This window comes from Methylobacterium sp. WL6 (assembly GCF_008040095.1).
Taxonomy (GTDB): Bacteria; Pseudomonadota; Alphaproteobacteria; order Rhizobiales; family Beijerinckiaceae; genus Methylobacterium.
In genome coordinates, this window is the sequence record NZ_VRVH01000371.1 from 1 (window position 1) to 3708 (window position 3708).

Here is a 3708-nt window from a genome sequence, read left to right on the forward strand (position 1 = left end):
GCGCGACGGCCAGCACCGCGACGCCGAGGCCCGCGGCCAGCGTCGCCAGCGCCGGCCCGGCCTCCGTACGGGGATCGCGGACCAGCACGATCGCGATGCCGGACACGATGAGCGAGAACAGGGCGGCCCACCGGGCCAGGGGGCCGGCGCGGGTGACGGGTTCCTCGACGAGAAGGCGGCGCATGGCTGGTGTCTGGCTTCGGGGTCGCGAACGCTATACCGGCCGGCGCGTGGCCGCGCCACTCGCCGGGATCGCCCGGTCTGCTATAGCTGGGCCCCGTGATGCCGCGTACCCGCCCCGTCCCCGATCCGGATCCTGCCGACGCCGCGGTCGATCCCCTGCGCGTCTGGTTCCGCTTCATCCGCCTCAACCGGCGGGTCACGGCGGCGATGAGCGGGACGCTGCGCGGTATCGGCCTGTCGATCCCGCAATTCGACGTGCTCTCGACGCTGACCGAGCGCGAGGGCCTGACCCAGCAGGACCTGGCGGCGCGCCTCTACGTCACGAAGGGCAACGTCTCCGGTCTGATCGACCGCCTGGTCGAGGCCGGGCTGGTCGAGCGCCGCCCGATCCCCGGCGACCGGCGCTCGCACGCGCTCCACCTCACGCCGGCCGGTGCCGACCTCGCCGCGCAGGGGCTCGCGGCGCAGGCGGCCTATGTGGGGCGGACGCTCGGGCGCCTCGGCGCCGACGACCTCGCCGCATTCGAGGGCCTCGTGCTGCGCTGGCGGGAGCTGGCCCGGTCCGAAGCCGAGAGGCCGGATCGTCCCAAGGCCGATTGATCGTCGCGGGATGGCGGATCCGAGCTTCGCCCGACCTCCGGATCAGGGGGCGTAGGCGCGCGCCGAGCCGGGAATCACGACCGAGGTCGGCACGTGCAGGGGCAGGGACGACGGCGCGTCCTCGCGTTGGTCTGGATCGGCGCCCTTCTGGCCGGTGCGGACGCGGATCCCGGCCCACGGGCCGTCGATGTCGAAGGCGAGGCTTGCACGGGCGTTGTCGCCCCCGGCCTTCGGGCCGAGTTCCGCCCGGGCCCGGACGCTGCGCGCCGGCAGCGAGACCTGGCCGCGCAGGATGCCCGTGAGGTTGGCGGCCTTGAGGGTGCCCTCGCCGATCTCGCCGACCCCGTCGGCGAACTTCAACGTGATCGCGGCCCGCTCGAACGGGGTGCGGCCGTTGCGGCGGGCGAGCGCGCCGGGCGCGACCGCCCCGTTGCGATGCAGGACGTCGGCGAGGTCGATCCCGGCGAGCACGCCGCCGTCGATGGCGAAGGCGGCCCGTCCGGCGACGTGCGCGGTGAGGTCCGCCGCATCGCGCCCGGTGCTCTCCAGGGCGAACTGCCCTTGCGTGCCGCCGTGAACCCAGCGCGACTCGCCGAGGTCGAGCAGGAGGGCGCCGAGGTCGAGCCGGTCGAAGGCGCCCTGCGCCTTGACCTCGGTCTCGGCCCCGTCCGCGCCGGTCGCCGACAGGGCGACCCGGCCCTTCAGGGTCGCGCCCTGGAGCTCGGCGCGGTTGAGGGCGACCTCGACCGCCCCGGGCCGCACCAGCACGCTCGCCGCGAGATCGTTCAGGAGGACCGGCCCGATACGGCTCTCGGCCGCCGAGATGCGCAGGTCGAGGTCTCCGCCCGTGAGCGGGCCCAGGGCGATCGCCTGAGCGCCCTGAGGGGCGCCGTCGACCGTCGATCCGCCGAAGATCTGCATCAGGCCGCCGAGCAGGGGCGCCAAGTTCAGGCTGTCGCTGGCGAGCGTGGCCTGGACCGCGGTGCGGGCCTCGCCGAGGCTCACGGACCCCGCGCCCTCGAGCACGTCGTCGCCGAAGGTGGCGCGCAGGCTGGAGAACGCCATCGTGCGGCCGGCGGCCTCGAAGCGTCCGTCGAGGGCCAGCGTCCGGATGAAGGGGCCCAAGGCCACGTCGCTGCCGATCCAGGCCATCGTCTCGGAAAGCGAACGCGTCTCGATCCGCCCCTGCCCCTGGATGGCGAGGCCTCCCGCGGTCCGAGCGCTGCCCTCGGCGGCCAAGTTCCCGGTGGGCCAGGCGGCATCGAGCCTGAACGGCGACGCGGCGCCGCTCAGCAGGTCGTTCGCGCGCAGGCCGATGAGCGCGACGCTGGTGCGCGCGCCGCGCCAGGTGAAGCTCGCCGCCGCGTCGAGGCCGGCGCTCCAGAGCGGCCAAGCGAGGGTGAGGTCGACCGCCTGCGCGCCGCCGCCGGGGCTCGCCGCGTCGAGGGTCGCGCCGGTCAGCGTGATCCGGCGCGGGTGATTCGTGCCGCCTTGGCCGAGCCGCGCGGCGGTCCGGCGCACCGGCTCGGCCCAGCGCGGATCGTCGGCGCTCTCCGGCATGTGGATCGTGGCGCCCCCCAGCGCGAGCGAGCCGAGGTCGGCCTGGCCCGAGAGCAGGGCGAGCGGGTTGAGGTCGAGATCGAGGCTGCCGCCCTCGATCAGCGCCGGGCCGCCGGCCTGCGCGGCGGTGATCCGGGTGCGGGTGAAGCTCAGGCGCGGCAGGGGCAGCAACGTCATCGTGGTCGCGCCCTCGGCGGTGAGCGCGAAGCCGAAATCGCGCAGGCCGCGGCTGACGAAGGCCGCCGCCGTCGGGGTGCCGACCGGCCAGGGCAGGGTCGCGAGGCCGGTCCCGAGGACGGCGAGCGACGCGAAGCCGACGGCGAGAAGGAGGCGGCGCGGCGACATTGCACTCCGGGCGGGCACGTCGCGGGCCGGCCCGAGGGGCGGCGAGGTCGCGACGGGGGACGACGAGCGGCCCCGGATGTTTCAGGCTCACCCCGCCGTCATGCATCGGACCGTTCGGGTGATTCCCTTAAAGCGTCCGATCGGCTTTGTCTGCCCGCAGCGCCTGGCCGTCCCCGCCGCCGTCGTGCGGACGGCCGGGGCCGCGCTTCCCGACGCCGGGCGCCTTTACCGGCGCGCCGGAATCGGGGACAGCTTTCGCGGAACGAATGTCGGCGCGATCGCGCGCGGGCCGGAAGGGTTCAGTGTCCATGAAGAAGGTCTATGCGGATCCAACGTCGGCGCTCGCGGGGCTGCTCAAGAACGACATGATGGTGATGTGCGGCGGCTTCGGCCTCTGCGGCATCCCCGACGAGCTGATCGAGGCAGTGCGGGAATCGGGCGTGAAGGGGCTGACCATCGTCTCGAACAACGCCGGCATCGACGGCGTCGGCCTCGGCAAGCTGCTCGAGACCCGGCAGGTCGCGAAGATGATCTCGTCCTATGTCGGCGAGAACAAGGAGTTCGCCCGGCAGTACCTCGGCGGCGAGCTCCAGATCGAGTTCAATCCGCAGGGGACGCTGGCCGAGCGCATCCGCGCGGGCGGGGCCGGCATCCCGGCCTTCTTCACCAAGACCGGCGTCGGCACGAAGGTGGCCGAAGGCAAGGAGGTGCGCGAATTCGACGGCGAGCACTTCGTGATGGAGCGCGGGCTGTTCGCGGACCTCGCCATCGTCCACGCCCATACCGGCGACACCGAGGGCAACCTGCGCTACCGGAAGACCGCGCGGAACTTCAACCCGATGATGGCGACCGCCGCGACGATGACGGTGGCGCAGGTCGAGCACCTGGTGCAGCCCGGCGAGATCGACGCCGACGACATCCACACCCCCGGCATCTTCGTGAAGCGGATCATCCACGTTCCGGGGCGCGAGAAGCGGATCGAGCAGCGCACGGTGCGCAAGCGCGCCGAGGCCGCTCCGG

Annotated in this window: 3 protein-coding genes and 1 pseudogene; 2 read left to right on the forward strand and 2 right to left on the reverse strand. The window is 73.8% G+C overall.

From position 1 onward, the window contains the following. Window positions 1–184: pseudogene (locus FV230_RS25725) on the reverse strand (DUF1499 domain-containing protein); the annotation flags it as partial. Between the two features lie 98 nt (window positions 185–282). On the opposite strand from FV230_RS25725, the gene FV230_RS25730 reads away from it, so the two are divergent. Continuing rightward, the gene (locus FV230_RS25730) at window positions 283–783 is read left to right on the forward strand and encodes a MarR family transcriptional regulator (protein ID WP_147844407.1); all 501 of its coding nucleotides are present in this window, start codon (window positions 283–285) and stop codon (window positions 781–783) included. Window positions 784–825: 42 nt separating this feature from the next. Here the strand turns inward: FV230_RS25730 and FV230_RS25735 are convergent, their stop codons facing one another. Then, window positions 826–2688, reverse strand: coding sequence for an AsmA family protein (locus FV230_RS25735; RefSeq protein WP_147844408.1), 1863 nt, complete (start codon window positions 2686–2688; stop codon window positions 826–828). Between the two features lie 308 nt (window positions 2689–2996). Between FV230_RS25735 and FV230_RS25740 the strand changes: the two genes are divergently transcribed. Next, window positions 2997–3708 (forward strand): CoA transferase subunit A (locus FV230_RS25740; RefSeq protein WP_147844409.1); only part of this gene is annotated, 712 nt, incomplete at its 3' end.

Bases quoted from the DNA above. Each gene is read 5' to 3' on its own strand.
- FV230_RS25730 (WP_147844407.1), top strand. From the start codon at position 283: ATGCCGCGTACCCGCCCCGTCCCCGATCCGGATCCTGCCGACGCCGCG.
- FV230_RS25735 (WP_147844408.1), bottom strand. From the start codon at position 2,688: ATGTCGCCGCGCCGCCTCCTTCTCGCCGTCGGCTTCGCGTCGCTCGCC.